Annotated in this window: 21 protein-coding genes and 1 pseudogene; 9 read left to right on the forward strand and 13 right to left on the reverse strand. The window is 60.4% G+C overall.

Annotated elements, in window-relative coordinates; genetic code table 11:
* Nucleotides 1-288 precede the first annotated feature (288 nt).
* On the forward strand, nucleotides 289-2496 hold the full coding sequence (locus VVT58_RS17845; protein WP_327752263.1) for a TonB-dependent receptor domain-containing protein: 2208 nt from the start codon (nucleotides 289-291) through the stop codon (nucleotides 2494-2496).
* Nucleotides 2497-2845: 349 nt separating this feature from the next.
* On the opposite strand, the gene VVT58_RS17850 is transcribed toward VVT58_RS17845, so the two are convergent.
* The 4 genes from VVT58_RS17850 to VVT58_RS17865 form a co-directional block, all read right to left on the reverse strand.
* Nucleotides 2846-4513, reverse strand: coding sequence for an FAD-dependent monooxygenase (locus VVT58_RS17850; RefSeq protein ID WP_327752264.1), 1668 nt, complete (start codon nucleotides 4511-4513; stop codon nucleotides 2846-2848).
* A 250-nt stretch (nucleotides 4514-4763) separates the two neighbouring features.
* The gene (locus VVT58_RS17855; protein ID WP_327752265.1) at nucleotides 4764-5996 is read right to left on the reverse strand and encodes an MFS transporter; all 1233 of its coding nucleotides are present in this window, start codon (nucleotides 5994-5996) and stop codon (nucleotides 4764-4766) included.
* A 119-nt stretch (nucleotides 5997-6115) separates the two neighbouring features.
* Complete coding sequence (locus tag VVT58_RS17860; RefSeq protein WP_327752266.1) at nucleotides 6116-7597, reverse strand: NAD(P)/FAD-dependent oxidoreductase; 1482 nt, start codon at nucleotides 7595-7597, stop codon at nucleotides 6116-6118.
* A gap of 150 nt (nucleotides 7598-7747) precedes the next feature.
* Entirely contained in the window at nucleotides 7748-8785 is a 1038-nt protein-coding gene (locus VVT58_RS17865) for an aldo/keto reductase (protein ID WP_352000130.1), read from the reverse strand.
* 116 nt (nucleotides 8786-8901) lie between these two features.
* On the opposite strand from VVT58_RS17865, the gene VVT58_RS17870 reads away from it, so the two are divergent.
* A complete protein-coding gene (locus tag VVT58_RS17870; RefSeq protein ID WP_327752267.1) occupies nucleotides 8902-9513 on the forward strand; it encodes a helix-turn-helix domain-containing protein in 612 nt (203 codons plus the stop codon).
* Nucleotides 9514-9577: 64 nt separating this feature from the next.
* On the opposite strand, the gene VVT58_RS17875 is transcribed toward VVT58_RS17870, so the two are convergent.
* From VVT58_RS17875 to VVT58_RS17885, 3 genes are all read right to left on the reverse strand, one after another.
* Complete coding sequence (locus VVT58_RS17875; RefSeq protein ID WP_327752268.1) at nucleotides 9578-10588, reverse strand: amidohydrolase family protein; 1011 nt, start codon at nucleotides 10586-10588, stop codon at nucleotides 9578-9580.
* A gap of 106 nt (nucleotides 10589-10694) precedes the next feature.
* Nucleotides 10695-10991 (reverse strand): antibiotic biosynthesis monooxygenase family protein, encoded by a 297-nt coding sequence (locus tag VVT58_RS17880; RefSeq protein ID WP_327752269.1) that lies wholly within the window; start codon nucleotides 10989-10991, stop codon nucleotides 10695-10697.
* Between the two features lie 94 nt (nucleotides 10992-11085).
* Nucleotides 11086-12285: an MFS transporter gene (locus VVT58_RS17885; protein WP_327752270.1), complete on the reverse strand. Its 1200-nt coding sequence runs from the start codon at nucleotides 12283-12285 to the stop codon at nucleotides 11086-11088.
* 485 nt (nucleotides 12286-12770) lie between these two features.
* Here VVT58_RS17885 and VVT58_RS17890 point away from each other — a divergent pair, with 485 nt between their 5' ends.
* The 3 genes from VVT58_RS17890 to VVT58_RS17900 all read left to right on the forward strand — a co-directional run bounded on the left by VVT58_RS17890 (nucleotide 12771) and on the right by VVT58_RS17900 (nucleotide 15945).
* Nucleotides 12771-14015, forward strand: a complete 1245-nt coding sequence (locus tag VVT58_RS17890; protein WP_352000141.1) for an amidohydrolase family protein — start codon at nucleotides 12771-12773, stop codon at nucleotides 14013-14015.
* A gap of 2 nt (nucleotides 14016-14017) precedes the next feature.
* Nucleotides 14018-15097 carry a GTP-binding protein gene (locus tag VVT58_RS17895; protein WP_327752273.1) on the forward strand — a complete coding sequence of 360 codons (1080 nt, stop codon included), beginning with the start codon at nucleotides 14018-14020 and terminating at the stop codon, nucleotides 15095-15097.
* Between the two features lie 80 nt (nucleotides 15098-15177).
* The gene (locus VVT58_RS17900; RefSeq protein WP_327752275.1) at nucleotides 15178-15945 is read left to right on the forward strand and encodes an SDR family oxidoreductase; all 768 of its coding nucleotides are present in this window, start codon (nucleotides 15178-15180) and stop codon (nucleotides 15943-15945) included.
* 126 nt (nucleotides 15946-16071) lie between these two features.
* Here the strand turns inward: VVT58_RS17900 and VVT58_RS17905 are convergent, their stop codons facing one another.
* Nucleotides 16072-16962 carry a LysR family transcriptional regulator gene (locus VVT58_RS17905; RefSeq protein ID WP_327752277.1) on the reverse strand — a complete coding sequence of 297 codons (891 nt, stop codon included), beginning with the start codon at nucleotides 16960-16962 and terminating at the stop codon, nucleotides 16072-16074.
* Between the two features lie 130 nt (nucleotides 16963-17092).
* On the opposite strand from VVT58_RS17905, the gene VVT58_RS17910 reads away from it, so the two are divergent.
* Genes VVT58_RS17910 through VVT58_RS17925 form a run of 4 tightly spaced genes read left to right on the forward strand, consistent with a single transcriptional unit; the run spans nucleotide 17093 to nucleotide 21429 of the window.
* Complete coding sequence (locus VVT58_RS17910) at nucleotides 17093-18586, forward strand: FAD-linked oxidase C-terminal domain-containing protein (RefSeq protein WP_327752279.1); 1494 nt, start codon at nucleotides 17093-17095, stop codon at nucleotides 18584-18586.
* Complete coding sequence (locus tag VVT58_RS17915) at nucleotides 18586-19716, forward strand: FAD-binding protein (protein ID WP_327752280.1); 1131 nt, start codon at nucleotides 18586-18588, stop codon at nucleotides 19714-19716. The genes VVT58_RS17910 and VVT58_RS17915 overlap by 1 nt, the downstream gene beginning before the upstream one ends.
* Nucleotides 19694-21004, forward strand: coding sequence for a glycolate oxidase subunit GlcF (gene glcF / locus VVT58_RS17920; protein ID WP_327752281.1), 1311 nt, complete (start codon nucleotides 19694-19696; stop codon nucleotides 21002-21004). The genes VVT58_RS17915 and glcF overlap by 23 nt, the downstream gene beginning before the upstream one ends.
* Nucleotides 21001-21429, forward strand: coding sequence for a heme-binding protein (locus VVT58_RS17925; protein WP_327752283.1), 429 nt, complete (start codon nucleotides 21001-21003; stop codon nucleotides 21427-21429). Before glcF ends, VVT58_RS17925 begins: the two co-directional genes overlap by 4 nt.
* A 148-nt stretch (nucleotides 21430-21577) precedes the next feature.
* Here the strand turns inward: VVT58_RS17925 and VVT58_RS17930 are convergent, their stop codons facing one another.
* The 5 genes and pseudogenes from VVT58_RS17930 to VVT58_RS17950 all read right to left on the reverse strand — a co-directional run bounded on the left by VVT58_RS17930 (nucleotide 21578) and on the right by VVT58_RS17950 (nucleotide 25764).
* Nucleotides 21578-22516, reverse strand: coding sequence for a Gfo/Idh/MocA family oxidoreductase (locus tag VVT58_RS17930; protein WP_327752284.1), 939 nt, complete (start codon nucleotides 22514-22516; stop codon nucleotides 21578-21580).
* 23 nt (nucleotides 22517-22539) lie between these two features.
* A complete protein-coding gene (locus VVT58_RS17935; RefSeq protein WP_327752287.1) occupies nucleotides 22540-23385 on the reverse strand; it encodes a class III extradiol dioxygenase subunit beta in 846 nt (281 codons plus the stop codon).
* Nucleotides 23385-23785, reverse strand: a pseudogene (gene ligA / locus VVT58_RS17940) (protocatechuate 4,5-dioxygenase subunit alpha). The gene VVT58_RS17935 and the pseudogene ligA overlap by 1 nt, the downstream one beginning before the upstream one ends.
* A 72-nt stretch (nucleotides 23786-23857) precedes the next feature.
* Nucleotides 23858-24880, reverse strand: a complete 1023-nt coding sequence (locus VVT58_RS17945; RefSeq protein ID WP_327752288.1) for an amidohydrolase family protein — start codon at nucleotides 24878-24880, stop codon at nucleotides 23858-23860.
* A complete protein-coding gene (locus tag VVT58_RS17950) occupies nucleotides 24877-25764 on the reverse strand; it encodes a DUF1932 domain-containing protein (RefSeq protein WP_327752408.1) in 888 nt (295 codons plus the stop codon). The genes VVT58_RS17945 and VVT58_RS17950 overlap by 4 nt, the downstream gene beginning before the upstream one ends.
* Between the last annotated feature and the right edge of the window lie 20 nt (nucleotides 25765-25784).

A 25784-nucleotide genomic window follows, 5' to 3' on the forward strand; every position in this document is an offset into this window, starting at 1 on the left:
GCAGCATTTCGATGCACTGCCGCTCACCGCTACGCTGGCTGGCCGCCCACCACAGTCGAAAAAATTCCTTTCAGGCGGCATTTTCCGGCAGTCATGACCTCTTTCGCCGATCGAATGTCGCGCGGTTTTCGCCTTCAAACTAAGGTATCGGGCTGGTGAATTTTGTATCTGCCCGTCACACGTCAAACGTTCGACGATGCATTCTGCATCGGATCGATTGAGCCACAAACTCCCTTGAGACGATGCAAATTATAAACTGCCTAAACAAACAATATTAGGGAGGGGAAGATGAAGATGCGCACCTGTTTAATCGGGGTATCGCTCGGTGCTCTTGCTGCACCAATGGCACATGCACAGACACAACCCGATGGTTCGCCTGATGCGGCCAGTGTGGTTTCCCCCGATGAAATTGCCGACATCGTTGTTACCGCCCAAAAGCGGGCCGAACGTCTGCAAGATGTGCCCATCGCGGTCAGCGTCGCCAGCGCCACACAGCTCGAAAGTTCCGGCGTCAAGGATCTGCCGCAGCTTCAGGCGATCGTTCCCGGCCTTAACGTCAGCGTTGCCAACGGCTCTTTCCAGCCGTCGATCCGCGGCGTCGCGACCAACAGCAATATCGTCGAGCAGCCGGTTTCCCTGTATATTGACGGTGTCTATCTGCCGCAGCCGCAGGAAGGTTTGCGCGACATAGCCGATGCATCGCAAATCACCACACTCAAGGGGCCGCAGGGCACGCTGTTCGGACGTAACGCGACGGCTGGCGTCATCCAGATCACAACGATGGGGCCGGATTTCGATACGCACGGCCAGTTCAATATCAGCTACGGCAGCTATCAGACGGTGCACGCCAACGCCTTCGTGACGGACGGCCTTTCCAAGGATATCGCCGTCAGTCTCTCGACTTCCTATCAGACTCAGAACAGAGGTTGGGGCAAGAGCCTTACCACCGGCAAGGAGGAGGGCAAGCTCGACCACTCCTATTCAACCAGGGGGAAAATATTGTTCAACCTGAGCGACGCGACGTCGCTCCAGATCGTCGGCGATTATCTCAATCGCGAGGATACCGGTTCGACTTTCCAGGCTTATCCCGGGACGCAGATGATCTATCAGGGCTTCACTCCTGGCATCAATCGCTATGACAGCTTTTCTGGCTCGGATGGGTATACCCGGTTCAAGGGCGGCGGTGTTGCCGCCACGTTCAAGAGCGGTCTCGGTTTTGCAAATCTGGTTTCGATCAGCGCCTATCGCAAGTCCCATTTCGCTTTCAAGTTCGATCTGGGCGGCGTCGCACCGCCGATCCTGAATACCACAGCCGCCGGACAGGGCCGGATGTATTCTCAGGAACTGCAACTGATTTCGGACGACGATGGGCCACTGAAATGGGTTCTGGGCGCTTATTATTTCAATTATCGCCAGGGCTATAACTTCTTTTACCGTGACTTCGGCACCGGCGTCCTGCTGAACGGATCTGGTCCCTACCGGGCCAACCCGAACAGGCAAAGCGCCACGTTGACGAGCTTCGAGAAGTCTGAATCCTTTGCGCCATTTGCCCAGGCGGACTTCAAGATCACGCCCACCACGACCCTCACCGGCGGTTTGCGCTATACCTATGAAAAGCGCTCTCTCGATGGTTATGGACGGATCACGAATGGTGCAGGCGTCGCATTGACCCCAACCCATTCGACGCCGGCACCCCTGACAGCAAAAAAGGTGACGTGGCGGTTTGCGCTGGAACAGAAGATTTTCGGGGATGCCATGGTTTTCGCATCCTACAGCCGCGGCTTCAAGAGCGGCGGCTTCAACATCGCCACACCCGCGGCGCCGGCCTATCTGCCTGAACAGCTCGACGATTGGGAAGTCGGTCTGAAAAGCCAATTCCTGGACCGCAGGGTCACGTTCAACGTCACCGGCTTTTATTACAAATACCAGAACATCCAGGTGGCGCAGTTCGTCAACAATTCCCAGACCGTGAGGAATGGTGCACGGGCAGAACTCTACGGCGTGGACGTGGATTTGACCGCGAAACTCGCAACCGGGCTGACCGTGTCGAGCGGATTGGAACTACTGCATCCCTATTTCACACAATATAACGGTGCGCAGTTCGGTACTGACAATCTTGTTTCCGGCGGTGTAGGCATTACCGCCTTTAACGCAAAAGGCCAGCGCCTCGCTTATGCGCGGAAAGCCGTGCTGACGGGCGCTGTCGATTATGTGACGCAGGCTTTTGGCGGAAAGGTCGCGTTCAATGTCACAGCCACACGCAGCGGCAGTTATTTCTTCGAGCCGGACAATGTGGTGCGCCAGCCCGCCTACACCATGCTGAACGCGAGCGTGAAGGTGTCGGATGCTTCGGATCGCCTTAGCCTGCGCTTCGGTGTCAGCAATGCACTGGATGAATCGATCATCTCGCGCAACGTTACGATCGGTTTCGGACGGTTGGTTTCCTATAATTCACCGCCGAGGGAATATTCGCTGGCGCTCGGCATGAAATTCTAGAGCGATTTCCAGTCAGATGGCATCATCTGACGGTTAAGAAATCGCGGTAAAACAAAGAAATAGAGCGGCCGATCTGATTCAATCAGATCGGAAACCGCTCTAAGCGTCAGGCTAAAAACCTAATGGGTTGGCTTATGGCATAATACCATAAGCCGATTGGATCTCATCGACCCCAGGGGCGGGACTTCTCATCGAGAAGCCCCGCCTTTTATTGCAGCAGATCGGGTATGAAACTGCTCGTAAGACCGCGCGGTCCACGAAGAGGATTTTGTGGCGGCCGGGCTTCAAGCATGCCCCACCGAACACAATAAACAAAGCTCTGTACAGGCAGCAGGCAATGCCCGCGCATTCATTGCCGCGAACGGTTTCCCGGAGACCAACTTTCCCCGTCTGTTCCGCTATGCCCGGTTACGCGCTTCAGCAAATCGGCGGGCGCCTCGCTTCCCCGCCAGGCCACATGTTGATCCGGCCGGATCAGCGCGAGCGGCGCTTCGTAGAGTTTTCGCACCTCGGGGTCGGCAATTTCAATGACGCCCAACGGAACGCCCAGCGCACCGGCTTCGGCCGCCACCCGGTCCGCTTCCGGCCGGCTTTGCGGATCGAGCACCAGCATCGTGAAGCACATTCCGAACCTGTCATAGAGCGAACTGCCGTCGCCAAGCCAGCGATGGGGCGCAAGGCTACCCGCGCGGGCGGAGGGATTGTAGTCCTTGGCAGGCACCCACTCGGTGGGATCCCCCTGCTCCGCAACGATGATCGGCGAGCCGCTGTAACTATAGCCGAGCACGATATTCAGGCTGTAGAATTCCCTCGGCTTCGTTTGCCGGATGAATTCCGCAACCTCCTTGCGCACCCTGTCTCCTTCCGGGGAAGGATCTTCAACACCTTCGCGAAACAGCTTGTTGGCGGCCGTGCTGTGGTTGATCGCGGTCTCCTTCAGCACCTGCTCATGAACCGGCCTGCGCTCTGTCTCATAGCTGTCCAGTAGCGAGGGATCGCCCCAGCCTTGCAGCACGGCGGCAAGCTTCCAACCGAGATCGACCGAATCCCCAACGCCCATGTTCATCCCATAGCCGCCAAAGGGCGGATGGAGGTGACAGGCGTCGCCGATCAGAAAGGCGCGACCATCCCGATAGCGATCAGCCAGCAACTGGCTTGCAATCCAGGAATCCGAACTCAGGATGCGGAAAGGCAGATCAAGCCCTGTGGCGCGGCGTAGGATATCCGGCATTTCTTCGTCAGAAAATCGCTCACCGGCGGGCAAGCCCATCGGAATGAAATACCACCGGTCGCCGACATCCATCGGCCCGATCGTGCTCGGCACCTCGCCGTTGAGCTGCCAGTAATGGATGCCCGGGCCATGGCTGTGGGCCTCGGCAATCCCCGGCGCTTCGAAAATCGTGTTGTAATTGTAGGAAAGTCCGAAGGTTCCCTCCATCTTGATGCCGGCCAGATCGCGCACAGTACTACGCGCGCCATCAGCGCCGATCAGGAAGGCAGCGGATATCGTCTGGACAGTGCCGCTGGCGACATCGCGAATCTGGACACTCACCTGATCCTCATCCTGTTCATAACCGACCAGCTCATGCGCCATCGCGACCTGAACGCACGGCATCGTCGCAACATGGTCGAGCAACGCCGCTTCCAGCTTATATTGCGGGATCCACTGCGCATGTTCGGAATAGCGGTGATCCTGCACTGGCTCGCAGGAAAACGCATTTTCGATGCGGGTGATCAAGGGACCGCCCAGGCGCGTCACGAAGACGATGTGCGAAGGATAATCGACGCCGAGCGGAGCGGCATCGGCAAGCTGTTTGGCGATGCCCCATCGCCGCAGATGTTCACGGGTGCGGACATTGGTCAGCTTCGCTCGGGGAGCCACGCCGGTACGGTCATTCTTCTCGATCAGAAGGCATGGAACGGACCGCATGCCAAGCTCGATCGCCAGGGCCAACCCAACCGGTCCGGACCCCACGATAATCACCTGTGGGGTCAAACCCTGAAGCTCAATCGTCACTGCATCATCTCCTCTACAAGTGGGGAAAGACTAGAGCAGAATCCGACCCGATTGCATCGGATCGGCTGCTCTAGACCTTTGTTTTGACGCGTTTTCCGAGTCAGCAGATGATTCTATCTGCTTAGAAAACGCTCTAGCAAAAGCGGCGGGCGCGGGCAGGATATGGGAAATGGCCGGGTGATACATGACGGGGATCACTTTGGTCCGGCATACCGACCCCGGAAGTGGCGCCCCCGTCTCTCGCGCCTTTTCACCCGCAGGATCGTCGCGCAATCAACAGACCCATCATGGTCATGGCGATGGTCGCCAGTGCGAAGGCCAACGCGGCCGCATTCATCGCCATATGGTAGGTGCCGTACAGATCGACTATCCTGGAAGACAGAACCCCGCCCGCGGCAATGGCGAGAGCAATGAATGTCGCCAATATGCTGAACGTCGCCGAAAAGCGCGCCTCACCAAAAAACCGCAGCGCAAAAAAGGCCGCCAGGTCGGCTTCGGCTCCATAGGCCAAGGCAATCAGGACAACAGACAAGCCGGTAATGATCACATAACCGGCAGCGAAGTGGGTAATGATCACCGCACCCATGGTTGCCATCAGCAGGCAGGAGGCCGCAACGATCTGCGGGAATCCCCGATCGAGCAGGAAGCCGATGCACATGCGGCCGAAAAATGTGGTAAACGCGAAGATGCTGCCAAGCACGGACGCCGTCTGGATATCGAACCCGAGCCGGATCAGGATCGGGCTCAGATGATTTAAATAAATGCCAATGGCGAAGCCCGAAAAGATCACAGTTGCCGAGAGCAGCCAGAAGCGGGCGTCCGCCCACCATCTGGCACCCTTGTCTTCTTTTTTTGGACCGGCGCTTTCATCCGCAGACGACACCCCTCGGGCGCCGGTGGGGTTCAGCGCGAGAAAGCTCCATACGACGGGGATCGCCACAACGGTGATGATTGCGGCTATGCCCAGATAGGCTGCTCTCCATCCATAATGGGCAATCAGGTAGGATGTGAGCGGAATTCCCACCACCCCGCCAAGGGTAGCGCCGCTTCCCGAAATACCGAGAGCAAATCCCGGATTATCGCGAAACCAGCTTACGACTGCCCGGCCAAAAGGCACGGTTCCGGCAGCTGCACTGCTCACCCCCAGACATAATGCTATCAGGCGGAGGCGCGGCACCGTCAGCGGCAGCGTCGCCAGCAGCACAAAGCATATCACGAAGCCGATCAAACCCGATACGCTCAGCAGTCTCGGCCCATAGGCATTTGTGAAACGACCTGTCACGGGATAGAGGAATGCCAGCACCAGGAGGCTGATCGGAAGAAAGGCCGCCTCTCCTGCGGTCCACCCAAATTCCTGCCGCATGGGATCGATGAACTGGCTTGAGCTGAAGACGAAACTGCCAAAACCCGCCCCATATCCAAGGACCGCGGCGGCCAGGCAGCCGCGCCCCAAACGCCATTCCGACGGATTGATCCTAACCAATGGCCCCTCTCCTCAGATTTTTTATGTGCCCCACTATGTGTTCGATCGCTGCTGCCTTTTGCCCTCACCGCAAAAGCAGCCCGATACCGCCCAGGCCCAACTTCGCCTGGACCAGTGAATCATCTCGGCGCGGCGGACTTGATGCGGGACGTCTTCAACGCGAAGAAGGGTGCCAACACGCACAAAGCCAGATATTTGGAACAGGAATGGGGGAAGATGGTCGTGATCCGTCCGTTCTCGTCCCGGCTATAGGTGTTGCACCCGCCGACGGTCATCGGATGGCCCTCAAAGCCGCTCTGGACCCATGCGTCGTAGCGCAGGGCAATGTCGCGCCGAACCTCGACGGCGCGCCGCTTCGCCCTTCCGATGCGCTTTATGGCGCGCAGGATGAAACGGGCCTGCTTCTCCTGGATCAACATCAACGATGTCGGTATGATCGTGTTGGGTCCCAAGATCATGAAGAAGTTCGGGAAGCTCGGCACCGCCATTCCCAGATAGGCATAGGCTCCGCCATGCTCGCGCCATGCGGCATGGAGGTCGGCGCCACCAGAACCGGTGACTGTGATCTGCGACAGAAGATTGCTCGACGAGAAGCCGGTCGAGAAGACAACGACATCCACCTCTATTTCCTGCCCGTCCTGCAGCACCACCGAATTTTCGGTGAGGCCTTTGATCGGCGCGGTCACCAGTTCGACGTTCGGCCGGTTGAAGGTGGGCAGATAGACGTTCGAGAAAACCGGGCGCTTGCACATGATCGGATATTTGGGGGTCAGTTTTTCCCGCACCTCCGGATCGGTGACCTGCCGTTCCAGTTCCCGCAAGCAATTGTCGCGGGTCGCGGTCCACAGGTCGCTCCCTATGGTCCGCACGCTGTGCAGGCTTTCGAAGAGCCTGTAGAGCTTTAAGCGCTCGAGGCGGATGCGCCACGGCTGACGCCTGAACTTTTCCCGCTCCTGATCGCTGACCGGCATTTCCTGTTTCGGCAGAATCCAGCCCGGCTCGCGTTGAAAGACGTAGAGGCGGGACGCGACTTTCGCCAATTCGGGAACCGTCTGTGCAGCGGTGGATCCCGTACCGATATGAGCTATCCGTTTGCCGCTCAAATCATGATCATGCTCCCAGCGAGCAGAGTGGAACTTGGGACCCTTGAACCGTTCGATGCCGGGCAGATTCGGAAACTTGGGAATATTGAACTGGCCGATCGCCGATACGACCACGTCATAACGCTCATCCTCTCCGGATTCGCAGAGAACCTGCCATACGCCCTCGTCTTCCAGCCACTTGCACTCCTTCACCGTCCGCCCGAAGCGGATCGCAGGCCGCAGATCATATGCGTCGATGATGTCCTCGATATAGGCGCGGATTTCGGCCGCCGTTCCGTGAGAGGATGACCAGTTCGGATTGAGTTTGAAGGAAAAGGAATAGAGGTGTGACGGAATGTCGCATGCCGCGCCCGGATAATGATTATGATACCAGGTGCCGCCCGCGGCCTGTTCGCTCTCCAAAATTGTGAAGTTGTCGAAGCCGGCGCGTTTGAGGGTGACCGCCATCGCTATGCCGCCAGACCCTCCGCCAATGATAGCGATATGAGGTGAACTCATGTTCTGTCTCACTCTGAAGTCGGCGAGGCTGGCCCAGGTATATTACATTGCAACGCGATCCTGCTGAGGTGTGGACCGGGCTGGAAGCCTCCAGCGCCGGTCGCGCACGATCCACCACGTTGGCCCTCGGGCTGCGCCTGCTCGAATGGCTTAGGCGGCCGGGCGCTCTTCGAGCGGGCGGCGGCGCGCCCGGGCCTGCGCCCTGAGCAATTCCGGCGACGGGGCGACGCGCTCGAGGGGCGCGATATCGATGCCGGGGGGCACGATTTCGTCGATCCGGTCGAGCAGTTCATCGGTCAGCACCGTTTCCGCGCCGGCCAGGATGCCATCCAGCTGTTCCATGGTGCGCGGGCCGATAATCGCGGAGGTCATTCCGGGATGCGCGATGACAAAGGCGAGCGCCATGTGGATCAGCGACATGCCCGCTTCCTCGGCGAGCGGGATGAGCTTCTCGACCGCGTCGAGGCTGGGCACGTCCGTCATCGCCTTTTCGAACATTTTCACGCGCAGCGAGTCAGGCACCTGCCCGCCCTTGCGATAGCGGCCCGTGAGCATGCCCTTCGCGAGCGGGCTCCACGCCATTGTACCCATGCCGTAGCGCTCGCAGGCGGGCAGTATCTCGCGCTCGATCGCGCGGTTCAGGATCGAATATGGCGGCTGCTCTGTGCGGAAGCGGGCAAGGCCGCGGCGTTCCGCAATCCACTGGGCCTCGACGATGCTGGAGGCGGGAGACGTCGTGGCGCCAATCAAGCGCACCTTGCCTTCGCGCATCAGGTCGGTAAAGGTTGACAGCGTCTCCTCGACGTCGGTGTCGGACGACAGGCGATGCGCCTGATAGAGATCAATATAATCGGTCTGAAGGCGACGGAGCGAATCCTCCACGGCCTTGATGATCCAGCGCCGCGAGGTTCCCTGCTGGTTCGGATCCTTGCCCATCGGACGAAAGACCTTGGAGGCAAGCACGACATGTTCGCGCCGGCCCTTCAACGCCTTGCCAACGATTTCCTCGGATTCCCCGACGCTGTAGATATCGGCCGTGTCGATGAAATTGATACCGAAGTCCAGAGCCTTGTGGATGATCCGGATACAATCGTCATGATCGGAATTGAAGTTGCCGCCGAGCATCATTGTGCCGAGGCAAAAGGGGCTGACCTTGACGCCGGATCGGCCGAGGGTGCGGTACTGCATAAATCTCTCCCGTATATGACTGCCTTGCCTCATCCCCATGAACGCGGTATCGAGTGCAAGCGGAACATATTCCGCTTGCTAAATGGAACATGTTCCGGTTGTCAAGAAGATTTGTAATGCTTGAGAAGTCGACCCATTCCCCGGAGGAAGAAACCCTGTTGGCGGGCGGCCGCCGTGTTCGCGCGGATGCCCAGCGCAACTTGGTGACCCTGCTCGAAGCGGCAAAGGCGGTGTTCGCCGAAGCCGGCGTCGATGCGCCCGTGCGCGACATCGCGGAGCGCGCCGGTGTGGGGATAGGCACGGTTTATCGTCACTTTCCCCGGCGCGCCGACCTGATCGCCGCCGTCTTCCGGCAGGAACTGGACAATTGTGCCGATGCGGCAGACGCCTTTGCCCTCACCCATCCGCCTTTCGAGGCGCTGGCATTGTGGATGCGGCGTTTCGTCAAGCTGCTTGTTACGAAACAGGGGCTCGCCCAGGCGATCCATTCCGGCGATCCGGCTTATGATGCGCTGCCGGCCCGCCGCGAGGAACGGCTCAGGCCTGCTTTCCATGCGCTGTTCAACGCGGCGCTCGCCGCGGGCGAGATCCGGACCGATGTCGGCGCCGACGAGTTCCTTGCCGCTGCCGTCAGTGTCTGCAATTCGGGCAGCGCATCCGGGCTGGAGCAGGCGCAGCGGCTCGTCGACCTGCTGGTGGACGGCTTGCACGCCCCCAGGAGCGCGTAACGACCGTTCCTTCCCTGTGATGGGGCGACAAGCGCTTGAGCGGATATTTCCTCGTTCCCGCACGTCACAGCGCCAGACGATAGATGCGCACTGCGCTACCGCTCATCAGCGCCCCCTGCTCGGCGGGCGTGTAGCGGCTGGCGACCCGCTTGAAGGCGTTCCACATCGTTCCATAGGGGAAGGACATCCTGTCGACCGGGAAATTGCTGCCGAACATGCAGCGATAGGGTGAAAAGGCATCCACCGCCGCCACGATATAGGGCTCGATCGCTGCCCCGATCGCCTCCGAACCGGGCATGACCCCTGTTCTGAACCAGCCGAAGCCGGGCACCTCGGCGCCGACGCCGCTAAGCTTGATCGAGACATTCTCGCATTGGGCAAGAGCCTCGATCTTGGCTCGCCAATCCGTGAACACCTCCGCGCGTTTGTCGCGAAAACGCCCCACGCCGATCGGCCCCGCGAGGTGGTTGAGGATGATCGATGTTTCGGGAAACGCCCGCGCCAGATCGACTATGTCGTCCAGCATCGTATGAACGCACAAAATGTCGAGGCTAAGACCCCGGCGCGTAAGTTGCGCCAGACCCGCCCGGAAATCCGGCCGGCGCGATTTGCCAGGAGGAACGTTCAGCGTCTGGAAGACATCGGGATCATAGGGGAGCAATTCGCGGATGCCGCGAAATCGCGTCGGCGAGGCTTCGATATGCGCATCGAGCACCGCGCCGACCGCATCGCCGAGAGTGAGGTCGGCACGACTGACGATACCCGCGGCAACCTTGCCCAACGGGCCGGAACCCGCGGCGAATGTCTCCGCCACCTGCTCGACAAACTCCGTTTCGCCGACGCAGCGCAATTCTTCCGGTCCAGTGTCGCGGAACCCTGAACCGCAATCGGCATAAACCGAAGCGATCAATTTGTGGCCGCTCTCGACGACTTGCGCCTCAAAGTCCAAGGGCAGAAAACGGCCGAAGGTTTTTGCAAACCCCAAGGTCTCGTCCCAGAAATGATGATGGACATCAATGATGGGAAGATCCGGGGCAATCGCCTTTTCCGTCTCCACCGGCTTTGCCTCCGTCATTCACTTCCCTCCCCGCTCCACTAATATTTATCTGGCGGCCGCTCTATTTCTTTGTTTTACCGCGATTTCTTAACCGTCAGATGATGCCATCTGACTGGAAATCGCTCTAGAAGCGCACCATCGTTTCCGTATGTTGCAGCCGGGGTGCGTCCGCGAAATATTCGCCGACATTGGCGCGCCATTGGGTATATTGAGGAGAGTTGCGAAACATCTCCATATGGTGCTCCACCGTTTCCCATTGAATGAGGAGCATGATTGTCGAAGGATGCTCGATGACGCGATGGGCCTCGAACGCGATGAATCCGGGCGATCCCACGAACAACGACTTCGATTTTTCGGCCGCCGCCATGAACTGGTCGACCATGCCTTCCTTTAGCGGAATTTCGACGACTTCTGTAATCACGATAACTCTCCTTTCTGGTTAGAGATGAAGCTTGGCCCTTCCAATCGTCCGGACCGACAAAACACCGAACAGGCGGCACATGCCGCTAATTTGATCATCTGCCGCTGGTTTCCGGCCCCGCAACGCCGTCGATGCCACCGGAGGCCGGAGTGCGGCCCGCAAGGCCCGACCATCTTTCCGCCATGGCTGCCAGAAACACCGCCGAGCCTGCCAACATGCCCATCATCACCACAGCCGACCAGCCGCCGCTGAAATAGATCGACACGCCCAGCATCGATCCGACCGCGCCGGAGAAGTATACGGTGGTCATGTAAAGCGCGTTGATCCTGCCCCGAATGGCGGGCGCCACATCGAGCACGATGATCCTGCTGAGCATTTGCGAAATCTGAATGGCGCCATCGATGATCAGCGAGGCCACAGCAAGCGCTATGGGCGCAGCCCAGTAAAGCGACAGTCCCGAACACAGGAAAGCGGCCACAACAACCACGCTGGAAAGGACGGTGCCGATCCATACCGCCCCTCGATCCGCGATCCGGCCCGCGACCGGCGCTGCCATGACGCCCCCGGCTCCTACCAGCGCGAAGAGCCCGATCTCCGGCTTGCTGAAGCCGAACCGTTCAGCCAGCAGGATGGGAATCGCCGCCCAGAACATGGTGAAGCACGCAAAGAGTATCGCCTGATACATTGTGCGGCGGCGGACACGCCTCTCTGAACCAAACAGGACGAACATCGATATGATCGTTCGCTTATAGGCAATATGCTCATGCGGTTGCCGGGGGGGCATCGTCCGCCACAAGGCAATTCCGAGCATCGCCGTAGCGAAAGCGGACAGAAAATAGACTGAACGCCACCCCCATGCCGCTGCGACGAAGAGCGCGAACGGTCGGGCAAGCATGATGGTCGTAAGGATGCCCGCCATGACGTTGCCGAGGATGCGGCCACGGCGAGCCTCGGGAATTATATGCGAAAGATAGGGGATCAGAACCTGGGCGCCGCTCGAGAATATCCCGATCATGAGCGCGAAGAACAGAAAGGTCATGGCGGAATGCGAACAGGCCACGCCGATAATGCCGATCAGCGTCAAAACACTGCAGGTCAGCACCAGCCTCCGATTCTCTATGATGTCCGACAATGGCACCAAAAAGAACAACCCCAGACCATAACCCATCTGGCTTGCGCTCACGACGCTCCCGGCGAAACGAGGGGGCAGACCCAGGTCGCGGGCGATCGTCGTCAGAAGCGGCTGCGCGTAATAAAGATTGGCGGCGAAAAGAGCGGCGGTGGCGCCTGCCACAAACAAAAGCGACCGTGAAGCGGTTTGATCTGGTCGGTCAATCGCGGTGTCTGTCATACATATTCCCGGCCCGCTCAATCGGGCGAATGATCACCTCCCATATTTGCAAGGACGGCGTTGCGGGCGATCCTAAAATCTTGCGGGAGATACCCGGGACGCCGCCCATGCCGTGCGGTTCCACGCATTTCTCCTCGATAGGGATAGCCACAAGCAAAGATTGTGAAGGGCATCGCTAAATACGATTACCTGTTTGGAGTTGTTCGCCCTAGGCCGCGGTTCTTAAGCGGTTTAGGTGAGAGGGTGCATGGTTCGAGCGCTGGCATTAACCTGCGGAGCAAGACCCGATATGCGTCGGAGACACGCCGATGCCGTCCGCTTGATTACGCCCTACGGTCCCAGAACAAAATGTTCGTAACATCCCCCCACACGAACCCGTCGGCGGCGCGGACGGCACGCATTGAGACAGCTCGATCTGGAGTAATATGATGGCTTATGAACCCGCAGTGACATCCACAGCCGCCATCGGCAATCCCGCAACCTATGATCTCGTCATCAGCCGCGCGCATGTTTTCGACGGCCACAAGGCATATGCCGGTCTCCACAATGTGGCCATCAATGGTGGAGAGGTTGCCGCCATCTCGGCGGACCCGCTTCAGGGCCGGCAACAGGTCGACGCGGCTGGAGGCTGGGTGATGCCGGGCCTGATCGACACGCACATCCACTTTTACGATGTTTTCGGCATGACCGACCCGGAGGCGATGGAAGCGTTTGAAGAAAACAAGCTTCCCGGGCAGCTCGATCTGTTCCTCCAGCATGGGATCACGACGGTCAAGTCGCTGGGCGACCCGACCGGAGGGATTACGGAAACCCGGGCGCGGATCGCTTCGGGCGCGCTGCGGGGGCCGCGCCTGCTGGCGACGGGCGTCGGCATTACCGGGCGCGACGGCCATCCCGCGACCACGATTTTCGGCGGCAATCCCTGGGCGCGGGCGCGGTGGACCGGCGAACCGGCCAACGTGCAGCAGATGCGCGATGTGGTTCATTATATGGCCGACCGAAAGGTCGACGGGATTAAAATCCTTTCGGAGGGGGCATGTGCGCACGCCCCTTCGGCAAAATATGTCTGGGAAATTCCCGGTTTCATGGGACCGGTCGAACTTGTGCGGCTGCCGCTCGACATGTTGCGGGCGGGCATCGAAACCGCCCATGAGCGCGGCCTTCGCGCGACCGTCCACACCACGCAGCAGATAGTGGCACGCGAAGCGGTCGAAGCCGGTGCCGATGGGCTGGAACATGGCGTGACCATGGAGCCGATTACCGATCTCAAGCTGATCGATCTGATGCTGGAACGTGATATCAGCTATGTTCCGACGCTGTGGGCCAATGCGGCGCACCACCCGGATTCGAGCGCCAACACCAAGATCGTTTCCGACGCCGGCGTGAGCATCGCACTGGGCAGTGACACCTTCTCGGGCAGAGGCGTGTTCGGCGAAAATTCGCTTGAAGAGGCCGAGCTGATGGTCGCGGCGGGGATGACGCCCCTACAAGTGCTGGTTGCCGGCACGAGTGCGGCCGCCAAGCATTGCGCGCGGTCCGATCTGGGCTTGGTGGTGCCGGGCAAACGTGCCGACCTGATCGTGCTGACTGCCGATCCCACGCAGGACATCGGCAATCTGCGCAAACTCAGCATGACCATTCTGAATGGCGAAATCGTCGTGGACAAACGCTGATCATGGCCGCCCTCCGCCTTCCCGTCACGGTCCTCACCGGATATCTCGGCGCCGGCAAGACCACCTTGCTGAACCGCATCCTTTCCGAGAATCACGGGGGGCGTTACGCCGTGATCGTGAACGAGTTCGGCGAACTCGGAATCGACGGGGATCTTGTCGTAGACAGCGACGATCAGATTCTGACGATGAACAATGGATGTCTGTGCTGCACGGTTCGCGGTGATTTGATCCGCATCATCAATGATGTTCTCGATCGGACGCAGGAGCTTGACGGCATATTGATCGAGACCACCGGCCTCGCCCATCCCGCGCCGATCGCACAGACCTTCTTCATGGATCCCCACATCAACAGCCGCACGCGGCTCGATGCGTTCGTGGCTGTCGCGGATGCAAGAAATCTGGAGCAGCAGCTTTCGCACAGCATGGAGGCGGAAGCACAGCTGGCTTCCGCCGATCTCGTCCTGCTGAACAAGATCGATCTGGTGGAGCCGGACCAGCTTGCCGCATGCGAACAGCGCATCCGCACGATCAATCCGGACGCGGAAATCAGGCACACCATCCGATCGCAAGTCCCCATTTCCGAGGTGCTGGATCGTAATGCGTTCGACCTTTCCCGCGTCATCAAAGAGAAGCCGGCCGTGGCCGATGATGGACACCATCATCATCACAGCGAAGGCGTCGGCAGTTTCAGCATGGAAGTCGATCGTCCGATCCGGATGGAGCGGTTCCTGCCCTGGATAGACAATCTGCTCGCGATCGACGGTGATAATCTGTTCCGTGTGAAGGGCATATTGGAGGTGGAGGGCTATGACCGCCGCTTCCTGTTCCAGGCCGTTCATCGAATATCGGATGGTGACTTTCTGGATCACTGGCCGGACGGCGCGCGCCGGTCGAAGCTAGTGTTCATCGGCCGCGGTCTGGACCGCGACCGCCTGCGCAGGAACTTCGAGGCGTGCCAGATAAAGCCGAGAGCCCCCGCTTCGACCCAATCGGTTCAAGCCGAAAAGCCAATAGACGCGTCGCCCAAGGATAGCGAAGCCTTCCTCCCCTCCTCGCACGCGCCAACGGCGGCATCGGCATAGCGGCCTTGATCGAAATGAGACGGTAAACCGGCAGCGTATGTGTCGCCAAACACAGCGCCGCCGTGCAACAGGAGAGTATTTTGACGACCCTTGAAAACACTGTCGCGCTGATCACCGGCGCGCAACGCGGCATCGGCGCCGCGACCGTGGCGGCGCTCCGAGAGGCCGGCGCGCATGTCATCGCTACCGATCTTACCGCCCCTACCGGCGGCGATGAAAACTATGTGCAGGACGTAACCGACGAAGCGGCTTGGGCTGCGCTCGCCGCCGACATATCGCAAAAGCACGGCCGTCTGGACATCCTGGTCAATAATGCCGGAATTGCGTTGATAGCGTCCATAGAGGATGAAACGCTGGAAAGCTGGCGCAAGTTGCAGGCCGTCAATGTCGACAGCTTGCTGCTTAGTCACAAGGCTATGTTGCCCCTTCTCAGAAAGGGTGGCGAGGCGAGAGAGGGCGGCGCCTCAATAATCAACCTCTCGTCGGTCGGCGGCCTGATCGGCTTTCCGTTCACCGCGAGCTATTGCGCGAGCAAGGGCGCGGTAAAGCTGTTCACCAAGGCCGTCGCGTGCGAGTTCGGGATGCTGCGGTACAATATTCGGGTGAATTCGATCCATCCGGGCGGTATTGATACGTCGATGCTGCAGACGATCGCGCGCCGCAATGTCGAATATGGCGTGGCCACCGATGAAGCCTCAGCCCGTACGGACATCGAGGCGCAGCATCCACTGGGTCGCTGGGGCAGGCCGGAAGAGATTGCCAGCGGAATAGTGTATCTCGCCTCACCAGCCGCCAGCTTCATGACCGGCAGCGAGCTTGTGATCGACGGCGGCTTCACCGCACGTTGAAGCGGAACGCGTGCGCGGACCTGATATGCGGCAACCACGAACAGAAGCATGTAACCCGCTGACAAGGAACAACCTCACGCTATCGTTGACCGATTACAGAAACCGTCCAGGTTTGTGGGTAAAAAATCAGTCAAGTGATCCGTTTGACCTGAAGTGGTCTGCAAGGTGGTCGATGAAAGCCTTGAACCGCACCGGGACGGTCGGCGTTGGCGCGTGAACCGCGTAAATGCCGACCTCCTGCGAACCCTGATATTGCCGAAGCACACGGCGTAAGGCACCGTGCCGCAGCGCCTCGGTTACGTCCCACAATGAACGTAAGGCTATACCACAACCTCCCAAGGCAAGCTCGCGCACCACTTCACTGGAATTGGTTGTTACACGGCTCGACCCGCCATAGGTGATCGTACCTTCGGGACCATCTAGCTGCCAGGGCAACTGCGTGGCCGTGCCAAGCAGGCAATGGCTGCCTAGATCCTCAAGAGTCATTGGTTCGCCAGTGAGCGCCAAATATGACGGCGCGGCACAGAGCACGCGAAGGCTGCCGCCAAGCCGATGCCCAACCAGGCCATTACCGATCCGGGCGCCTATGCGAATGGCAAGGTCGTAGCTGCCGTTCAAGAGGTCGGTGAACTCATCGGACAGGTCGATTGACAAATGGATCTCGGGGTAGCGCGCCAAAAAGTCTGGAAGCGCCGGAACAACGTGCATACGCCCAAAGGACGTCGGTGCCGACACACGCAGCGGACCGCGGATCAGTGTATGACGACCGCTGATGCGCTCCTCTGCGGCCTTGAGGGATGTACGCAGAGGAAGCAGCGCTGCGTAAAGATCCGTGCCCGCTGGCGTAAGTGCCAGCCGACGCGTGGTGCGGTTGATGAGCCGCGCCGAAAGGCGCTCCTCCAGTCGAACGAGGCGCTTGGAAAGAGCCGCCGTAGACATGCCTCTTGAGCGCGCAGCCGCCGAGATTGATCCTGCTTCCATGATGGCAAGAAAGAGGTCGTAGTCGGGATCGAACATTGTTAACCTGAAGCATAAGATGCGTTGAATTAATTCCTTCTACCGAAAGTCCGGACAACGGAATAATAGATTTTGTGAATCAATTCGAGAGTCATGAAATGACCGTCTACCAGGACAGGGAAGGGCTGCCATGTCCATTACCATGCCTACACCCGACGAGGCGACGCTCGCCAAGCGTGAATATATCGTTGCGGCCATGCGGGAGATCGTCCCCGGCGAAGGGGTGATCGACGATCCCGACGGACTGCGTCCGTGGGAGTCCGATGGCCTCACCGCCTATCGCCAGCCGCCGATGCTGGTCGTTCTGCCCGAAACGGTGGAGCAGGTCTCGACCATATTGCGCTGGTGCCATGCCGAAGGCGTGCGGGTGGTGCCGCGCGGTTCGGGCACTTCACTTTCGGGCGGCGCGTTGCCGTTGGCAGATGCGGTGCTGCTGGGCATGGGCAAGTTCAAACGGATACTCGACATCGACTATGCCGACCGGATGGCCGTGGTACAGCCGGGCGTCACCAATCTGGCGATTACCCAGGCCGTCGAAGAAGCGGGATTCTATTACGCGCCCGATCCGTCAAGCCAGATCGCCTGCTCGATCGGCGGTAACGTCGCCGAGAATTCAGGCGGGGTGCATTGCCTCAAATATGGCCTGACCACCAATAACGTGTTGGGCGTGGAACTGGTGCTGATGGATGGCGAGGTTCTGCGGCTCGGCGGGCGGCACCTTGATTCCAGCGGACTCGATCTTCTGGGGGTTGTCGTCGGTTCAGAGGGCTTGTTGGGCGTAGTGACCGAGGTTACGGTACGCATCCTTCCCAAGCCCGAAACTGCGCGAGCGGTGCTGGTGGGCTTCGCCGATCCGGAAGCGGCGGGAGCCTGCGTGGCGCAGGTGATCGCCGATGGCATCATTCCCGCCGGCATGGAAATGATGGACAAGCCCGCTATCCACGCGGCGGAAGCCTTCGTCCACGCCGGCTATCCGCTCGATGTCGGCGCTCTGCTGATTGTCGAGGTTGATGGCCCCGCAGCGGAATGCGACCATCTGATCGAGGAAATCGCGCGGATCGCGCAGGCAAACGGCGCGGTCACCACGCGCGTTTCGCAAGACGACGCCGAGCGCATGACCTTCTGGGCAGGGCGCAAGGCGGCATTTCCGGCGGTGGGGCGCATCTCTCCCGATTATTATTGCATGGATGGCACGATCCCGCGTCGGCGTCTGCCCGAAGTGTTGCGCCGCATGGAGGAGCTTTCGCAAAAATATGGTCTTGGCGTCGCCAATGTCTTCCATGCGGGCGATGGCAACCTGCACCCCCTGATTCTCTACGATGCAAACGTGCCCGGCGAACTCGACCGGGCCGAGGATTTCGGCAACGACATCCTGCGACTATGTGTTGCGGTAGGCGGAGTGCTGACCGGCGAACATGGCGTCGGGATCGAGAAGCGCGACTTGATGCCGGAAATGTTCAGCGAGGATGACCTCAAGCAGCAGCAGCGGGTCAAGTGCGCGTTCGACCCTGGACTGTTGCTGAACCCGGGCAAGGTGTTTCCAACACTGCACCGTTGCGCCGAACTGGGCCGGATGCATGTGCATCATGGCGAAGTGCGGTTCCCGGAACTGGAGCGCTTCTGATGCTGCGGCCGCGCGATACCGAAGACCTGCGTGAGATCGTCGCCGCTGCGGTGGAGAAAGGTACGCGACTCGAATTGCGGGGCGGCGGCACGCGCGCCGGTTTCGGCGCGCCGAGGGATGTGGAAACGCTGTCGCTGGCGGCGCTGTCGGGTGTGATCGATTACGATCCTGCCGAGCTGGTGCTGAGCTTGCGCCCGGCAACGCCGCTGGCCGAGGTGCAGGCACTGGTGGCGAGCGAGGGGCAGATGCTGGCTTTCGAGCCGTGGGGCGATGCGGCCTCCACCATCGGCGGCGTGGTGGCGGCGGGAGTGGCCGGCTCGCGCCGTATCACCGCTGGCAGCGCACGTGACCATCTGCTCGGTTTCTCAGCGATATCCGGCCGGGGTGAGCGCTTCGTCGCGGGTGCAAAGGTCGTGAAGAACGTGACGGGCTACGATCTGCCTAAGTTGATGGCGGGGTCGTGGGGACGGCTCGGAGCGATGACCGAATTGACGCTGAAGGTGCTGCCCGCCCCGCGTGAGGCGGTGACGATGGTGGCCGATGGCCTCTCCGCCGCCGCCGCCCATGCCGCGATGGCCGCTGCATTGGGCAGCAAGGCGGAAGTCTCCGCCGCCGCCCATCTGGCGCGCGGGTTGACGCTGCTGCGGGTGGCGGGGTTTGCTCCCTCCGTCGCGGCGCGTTGCGCTGCTTTGCCTGGCCTGCTTGCCAAGCATTGCGAACTGCGCCGGGTCGACGATGCGGATTCGCTATGGGCCGAGGCAATGACTGCGGTGGGGCTGAAGGGAGCGGTGCGATGGCAGGTTCACCTCCCGCCCAGGCACGCCCCTGAACTGGTCGAGAGCCTGGCCTCGCTGGAGATCGACTGGGCGATGGACTGGGGTGGCGCACGCGTGTGGATTGCCCTGGATAATGAGGGCGAGGATGTGCGCGCGCAAGCTGCGCGACTGGGCGGCGAGGCAATGCTGGTTTCCGCGCCCGCGGCGATGCGCGCCCGCGTGCCTGCGCTGCCGCCCCGCGCAGCGGGTCTGATCGCACTGGAGCAGCGGGTACGCCGCGCCTTCGATCCTGCCGGAGTCTTCTCTACGGGCCGCTTCAAGGAGGATATGGATGCAGACCAGCTTTCCGCCTGAAACGCGGGACGATCCGGCGATGCGTTCGTCGGAAGAGGTGATCCGCAAGTGCGTCCACTGCGGCTTTTGCACCGCTACCTGCCCGACCTATGTGCTCCTTGGTGACGAGCTGGATTCGCCGCGCGGGCGCATATACCTTATCAAGGACATGCTGGAGAATCGGCGCGAACCGAGTGTCGAAGTGGTCAAACATGTCGATCGGTGCCTCTCTTGCCTGTCGTGCATGACCACGTGCCCTTCGGGCGTGAACTACATGCACCTCGTCGATCACGCGCGCACTTATATTCAGGAGAGGCATCGCCGACCGTTGGCCCAGCGGCTGATCCGCGGAACCTTGGCCGCGATCCTGCCTTATAGTAATCGTTTTCGCGCAGCCCTGATGCTTGCCATGCTGGCCAAGCCCGTCCGCCCGCTGCTGCGTCGCATCAACGCTCTCCGGCCGCTGGCCGCGATGCTGGAACTTGCCCCCTCGCGGGTGCCGGCACGGGCTACTAACGACGCGAAGCCGTTGCCGCAACGCAAAGGGCGGGTCGCGCTGCTGCAGGGTTGCGCCGAGCCGGTTCTGCGCCCGGAATTTCGTGCTGCGACAATCCGGCTGCTCAACCGTTTCGGACATGAGGTAGTCCTTTCCTCAGGAGAGGGATGTTGTGGCGCGCTGGTCCACCATATGGGGCGCGAGCACGACGCTCTGGATGCCGCCCGGCGAAATGTCGACGCATGGATCGCCGAGATTGAGGGAGAAGGGCTCGACGCCCTCATCGTCACGGCATCCGGTTGCGGCACCACAATCAAAAACTACGGCTTTATGCTGAGAGATGACCCGGCTTACGCTGAAAAAGCGGCGAAAGTCTCCAATCTGGCGCTCGACGTCACCGAATATCTTGATCGGGTTGACCTGCCTGTCGGCGAACCTATGGATTTGACTGTAGCTTATCATCCCGCCTGTTCGTTGCAGCATGCCCAGAAGGTAACGGGACTACCCAAGAGGCTGCTCGAACGGGCAGGTTACACCGTTCGCCTCCCTGCAGAGGCCCATCTGTGTTGTGGATCGGCCGGCACCTACAACATTCTTCAGCCCATTATCGCGGACCAGCTTGGTTCGCGTAAAGGGCAAGCCATCGAGGCGCTGGACGCGGATGTGGTAGCTACCGGCAATATCGGTTGCGCGACGCAGATTGGCCGCTTTGCCGCCGTGCCGGTCGTCCATACGGTAGAGTTGCTTGATTGGGCCACAGGAGGCCCGATGCCCGGCGCGATGCGTTCATCGAAAAAGGAACAGAGAACATGAGTAATAATGGCGTTTCTTTGACCCAAGCGCAGACAATTGTTGATGCGACACTGAGTGAGGCTCGCAAACTGGCCCTGAAACCGATGAGTGTCGCGGTGCTTGATGCGGGCGGTCACATGGTGGCATTCGCGCGCGAGGACGGTTCATCGACCCTGCGACCGCAAATCTCGACCGCAAAGGCTTCAGGCGCTCTGGCACTGGGCGTATCGTCACGCGTTATAGGTGAAATGGCCGTCGATCGACCGACATTCATAGCCGCTGCGGCAGGCTTGTCTGCGGGAGGCATAATCCCCGCTGCAGGTGGCCTGTTGATTCGCGACGCAACGGGGCAGGTTGTTGGTGCGGTTGGGGTTACTGGAGATACAAGCGACAGCGATGAGCTATGTGCTCTTGCGGGTGTCTCGGCTGCGGGATTGTCGATCTGAATGGCGCTCAGTGGCTAGGCCGTAAACTCAAGCAATATAGTCATTGCCCATGCCCATCGCGTTCCCTTGAACCAACCTATGGGCAGCGCGATGGTCCAAGAGCGTGATCGTCTTAGATTAGGATCGAAGGCGTCCAAAAATCTACATGTTATCCGAGCTGCTTTTCCAGTTCACCGAGCACACGGTAACAGTCGAATACCTTGGCGACACTCGAATTGGGCTCCCGGCCCTCGCGGATGGCGCCAATGAACTCGCGGTCCTGCAACTCTATGCCGTTCATCGACACAGCGACCTTGCTGACATCGATCGGCTCTTCCTTGCCATTCACCAGATCGTCGTAACGGGCGATATAGGTGCCGCTGTCGCCAATATAGCGGAAGAAGGTGCCCAGCGGCCCATCATTGTTGAAGCTCAAGGACAGGGTGCAGATCGCGCCCGTCTCGCTCTTGAGCTGGATCGACATATCCATGGCGATGCCCAGTTCGGGGTGGATCGGCCCCTGCATCGCATGCGCCGACACGATCTTGCCCGCCTGATAGGCGAACAGGTCGACCGTATGCGCGGCATGGTGCCAGAGCAGATGATCGGTCCAACTGCGCGCCTCACCCTTGGCATTGATATTCTTGCGGCGGAAGAAATAGGTCTGGACGTCCATCTGCTGGATGTTCAGCTCGCCCGCCGTGATGAGGTTATGGACATATTGATGCGACGGGTTGAAGCGGCGCGTGTGGCCGACCATGCAGACGAGGCCGGTTTCTTGCCTCTTCGCCAGCACCGCCTGCGCATCGGCCCAACTGTCGGCCAGCGGGATTTCGACCTGCACATGCTTGCCCGCGTTCATGCAGGCGATCGCTTGGCTCGCGTGCATCTGGGTGGGTGTGCAGAGGATGACCGCGTCGACATCGTCGCGAGCCAGCGTTTCGGCCAGCTCGGTCGTCGCATGACCGATGCCATATTTCTCCGCGATCGCATGCGTCGGTTCAAGATTGCGGCCGATCAGGGAGGTGACGGTCACGCCGTCGATATTCTTGAGGCCGTCGAGATGCTTTTCGCCAAAAGCGCCCGCACCGGCAAGGGCTATACGCATGGGGAGTTTCTCCTAGAAAAAGGTTAGCCGACGGGTTCGAGCACCAGATGCCCGATCGCCGTATTGGAAGCAGGAACATGATAATGGCGATGCAGTGGCCTGACCTTTTTGCCCAGCGCCCCGCGCATGATCAGCCACATCACCATTTCGATCCCTTCGGACCCGGTTTCCCGCAGATATTCGATATGGGGAATGGCCCGCAGCGCCTCCCCATCGTCGTTGCTCATCAGGTCGAGGAAGCGGTTGTCCCACTCCGCGTTGATCAGCCCCGCACGCGGCCCCTGAAGCTGGTGGCTCATGCCCCCGGTGCCCCAGACCTGCACATTCAAATCCTCGGGGAAACTTTCCACCGCTCGGGCGATCGCCTCGCCCAGCAGCCAGCAGCGATTGCCCGACGGCGGCGGATAGGTGACGACATTGACCGCGAGCGGAATGACCCTGCACGGCCATTGCCGCGGCTGGCCGAAGAGCAGGCTCAAGGGCACGGTCAGGCCATGGTCGACATCCATCTCGTTGATGATGGTCATGTCGAATTCGTCGAGGATCAGGCTCTGCGCGATATGCCAGGCGAGGTCGGCATGACCCTCCACATCGGGCACGGGGCGCGAGCCCCAGCCCTCATCGGCGGGCTTATAGCGCTCGCCGCATCCAATCGCGAAGGTCGGGATGATCTTCATGTCGAAGGCGGAGGCATGGTCGTTATAGACCAGGATCACGACATCGGGCTTTTCCTGGGCGATCCACTGGCGCGACCAGTCATAGCCGGCAAACACCGGCTGCCAATAGGGTTCGGCGGCCTTTCCATTGTCCATGGCGGCGCCGATGGCGGGCACATGGCTGGTCGCGACGCCGGCGGTAATGCGGGCCATCAACGTTTCTCCTTGATCGACCGGACACCTTGCGGAGAACGGCCGCCGGCGATCATCATCGCCTGATAATCTTCCGGACTCATGCCCGTCATCGTGCCGACCGCCTGAAGGAAACTAAGGCCATCGGTCGAAAACACCTTGGCCAGGAAATAGATATTGCCGCCCAGATCGAGGCAACGATTATAGTCGCGGTCGAGGATCGCCTGGCGTTGCTCCTCGGTCATCGGCCATTCGTCGATATAGGCGCGCTCGCCCGCCTTCCAGCGTTCGCGATTTTCCGCCTTCATCAGGCTCATCGCAAACTGGTTCATCCATAACCCTGCCGCGCGCGCTTGCCCGTGTAGACCCGCGTGCCGGGAATATCATCGAACTCGGCCAGATATTCGTGAATATCGGTCATCTCTGGTCCTCTTCTATCGGCATCCATCCCCCAGTCCTTCCTTCCAATCCGAACCGGGGGATGAATTCCGTCCTACAGGCCACGCATCTTCAACTGCGCGTCGAGGCGCGGGAAGATGCGCCGCGCATTGCCCTCGAAAATGGCGTGGCGTTCGGCATCGCTGATATCGAGCGCGTCGACATAACGCTTGGTATCGTCGAAATAATGGCCCGTCGTCGGATCGATGCCGCGCACCGCGCCGACCATTTCCGATCCGAACAGGATATTCTTGTTGTCGATCACGTCCGCCAGCAGGTCGATGCCCGGCTGATGATAGACGCAGGTGTCGAAGAAGATGTTGTTCATGAGATGCGTGTCGAGGCCGGGCTTCTTCAACATATCGGCAAGACCCCGATAACGTCCCCAATGATAGGGCACGGCACCGCCGCCATGCGGGATGATGAAGCGGAGCGTCGGGAAATCGGAGAACAGGTCGCCTTCCAGCAACTGCATGAAGGCGATGGTGTCGGCGGCGATATAATAGCCGCCGGTCGCATGCATCGCCGGATTGCAGCTTCCTGACACATGGATCATCGCGGGGACGTCCAGCTCGACCATCTTCTCGTAGAAGGGATACCAATAGCGATCGGTCAGCGGCGGATGCCGAAAATAGCCGCCGCCCGGATCGGGATTGAGGTTGCAGCCGATGAAACCCATCTCGACGCAGCGCTCCAGTTCAGCGATGCTGTTCGCCATGTCGGCCTGCGGAGACTGCGGCAGCATGCAGACGCCCACGAAGGTTTCGGGGTAAAGGCGAACGACGCGGGCGATCAGGTCGTTGCAGCGGGTCGCCCATTCCCTGGCGACATCCGCATCGCCAACATGCGGCGCCATGGCCGATGCGCGGGGGGAGAAGATGGTGAGGTCCGCGCCGCGCTCCTTGATGAGGCGCAGTTGGTTGGATTCGATCGTGTCGCGGATTTCGTCGTCGGAAATTTCGGGATAGGCGGGGGCAGGCACGCCAGCCTTGAAAGCGGCCTTCTGTTCCTCGCGCCAGACATCATGGCCCTTTGGCAGCACGGTATAATGGCCATGGCAGTCGATAATCAGGGTCATGCGGCATCCGCCCTTCGAGCGTTGGATTGATTGATATGGTCGATCTTCGCGGTGAGGCCTTCGGGCGGTGAGGTGACGCCCAGTTCACCGATTGCGCGCTGCCGTTCGACGGTGCCGCGGGTCATCGCCGCGCCCGTGCCCAGGCTCTCCAGCGTCTTGACCACCTCTTCCATCTCGGCGGCGCGGCGCATTCCATGGACCAGCATCCGGTCGAGATTATAGTCTGCGCGGTTCTCCCACGGCCTTGCCCTTTCGCTGGCGTCGAGCGAGGCCAGCACCTCCTCGCGCACGCCGGCCGCATCGGCGGCAAGCACGCATTCGGCGGTCAGCGCCTCCACGCCCTTCACCATGACCGACCGGATCATCTTGATGGCGGAGGCGCGTCCCACCGCATCGCCAACCACGCGCATGGCGGCAAAGCCCAATGCGGAGAGCAGAGCCTGCGCATCCTGCGCCCTTTCGCCGCTCAAAAGCAGCGGCACCGAAAGGCGCGCAGGGTTGACGGGCGCCATCACGGCGACATCGACATAATGGCCGCCCGCCGCCTCGATAAGTTGCGCCGCCTGCTGCTTGGTCCGGGGCGCGACGCTGTTCATGTCGCAATATAGAGCGCCGGCGGCGAGGCATTGGGCAGCCACTTCGGCAGCGGCCAGCGCCTGATCGGCGGTCACCAGCGACAAGATGAGGTCGACGCCCGACAGGGCATCGTCAAGGAAGCGCGCACCCGACACATGGGCCGCCTTGTAAGAGGCCAGCATTATATCATGATCGGGCCCGTTGCCTGTCTTGCGGTCGAACACATGCGCCCGCGCTCCCCATCCGCCCGCCATGGCGAAGGTTGAACCCGCCTCGCCAAAACCGATCAAACCGACTTCCTGCTTCATGGACAGGGGCATGACGCATC

Source organism: Sphingobium sp. SJ10-10, assembly GCF_036038995.2.
GTDB lineage: Bacteria > Pseudomonadota > Alphaproteobacteria > Sphingomonadales > Sphingomonadaceae > Sphingobium.